Origin of the sequence: Pseudomonas sp. EL_65y_Pfl1_R83, from assembly GCF_963970695.1 — a bacterium.
Classification (GTDB): Bacteria; Pseudomonadota; Gammaproteobacteria; order Pseudomonadales; family Pseudomonadaceae; genus Aquipseudomonas; species Aquipseudomonas tritici.
This window is the reverse complement of sequence record NZ_CAXAQI010000040.1, coordinates 1-1,636: the sequence shown is the minus strand read 5'-3', so window position 1 is coordinate 1,636 and position 1,636 is coordinate 1. Positions and strand designations below refer to the sequence as shown.

Below are 1,636 nucleotides of genomic sequence, written 5' to 3'. Positions count from 1 at the left end.
TTACCGTCGATACCGCCGGTGCCATCGCCCAAGCGCTGGAGCGCGCATATCGGGACGGCGTGCGGGACGGTCCCGCAGCATCGACCCCGTTGCCGGAACAGTCCGATACCGGCCCGGTCGAATGGGCGCTGATCCCGCCGCGCCCCCGCGAAGCCTTCTGGAGTACCTGCCTGGCTATCCTGGGCGGTGACGGCAGCCGGTCGCGCGATGGCCATCTGGCACCTGCGATCACTGAACGCGGCACGCCGGGCTGGGCCATCATCGCACAAGGTCGCAACCCTGGCAGGTTGATCGGTGAACGCAACATCAGGCCGCTCGTCCGCCTGAACCTGCTCGATCATGCGCCAGATCGGCCGGAACACCTGCTCCTGACCGGACGGGGACAGGAAACCTGGTTCCTGTTCTGCCAGCTTGGTGGGCGTTACCCCGAAGACCTCACCGACATATGATCCGGCTTTGTCCCTTACCATCCAGGACGGATTACAGGTTGCCCGGCAACAAGCTGCGTCGCATCATCATGTGATGCTGACGTTCGGCTTCTCCACCCTGATCGACTTTTTGAGCTGGATCGCCGCTCTTGCCATCGGCCTGAAGGTCGCGGCGACGTTGATCGTGCTGATAGTAAACAAGGACATGCGCGATCAACCCGGATGGGGATCGGCCTTGTGGTGGGTGACCAAGATAACCCCGATCGTCGCGGTTTCCTGTCTCATCTGCATTGCCCTGCGGCAACGCGATACAGGGTTGGTCTGGTTCTACTGTGCTGCGGGGCTGTTCGTTGTGGTCGCGGTGCCGCTGAAGATCCGGCAGCGGGGGACTGTCAGGATTTCCGTGTGTGGGCGGGCATAATGGGTAAAGAGGAGATCCCATATGTCCCGACGCAAAGAACCTGCGATACCGAATGAGCTTCTCGACCAGTTGCTGGCGGGCGGTGCCGCGAGTGCTGCATTTGACCAAGGTGGCCTGCTCGATTCGCTGAAGAAGGCGCTGACCGAGCGCGCGTTGAACGCGGAGATGGATCATCACCTGGCCGGCCAGGACGGTGCCGGCAACACGCGCAACGGCTACGGTCGGAAGACCGTGATGACCGACACCGGCAAGCTGGCGATCGACGTGCCACGCGATCGTCAGGCGAGCTTCGATCCGCAGTTGATCGCCAAGTATCAGCGCCGCTTTCCCGGCTTCGACGACAAGATCGTGTCGATGTATGCGCGCGGCATGAGCACCCGCGAGATTACCGGGCATCTCCACGATCTGTACGGGATCGACGTGTCGCCGGATCTGATCAGCACGGTGACCGACGCCGTGCTCGACGAGGTGGCGACGTGGCAGCAGCGGCCGCTCGATCCGATCTACCCGCTGGTTTTCTTCGACGCGATCCGGGTCAAGATCCGCGACGAGGGCATAGTTCGCAACAAAGCCATTCACATCGCGCTGGGCGTTCGCGCCGACGGCGCGAAGGAGGTCCTCGGCCTGTGGCTCGAGCAGAATGAGGGTGCGAAGTTCTGGCTGCGGGTAATGAACGTCATCCTCACCGGGCCAAAAGACGCGGCCCCGTACCTGCAACAACTGCACGCATTTGTCGGCGCCACCCTGGGCGAGGCGGCCCAGGCGCACTACCAGATCATCATCGACG

The 1,636-nt window shown here is 62.8% G+C and carries 3 protein-coding genes; all 3 read left to right on the top strand.

Translation table 11 applies throughout. From position 1 onward, the window contains the following. Nucleotides 1–449 (top strand): hypothetical protein (locus tag AACY08_RS27445; protein ID WP_339472254.1); only part of this gene is annotated, 449 nt, incomplete at its 5' end. 7 nt (nt 450–456) lie between these two features. Next, nucleotides 457–849, top strand: coding sequence for a hypothetical protein (locus AACY08_RS27440; RefSeq protein ID WP_339442618.1), 393 nt, complete (start codon nt 457–459; stop codon nt 847–849). Between the two features lie 21 nt (nt 850–870). Then, on the top strand, nt 871–1,636 hold a 766-nt coding region (locus tag AACY08_RS27435; protein WP_339472253.1), incomplete at its 3' end, for an IS256 family transposase.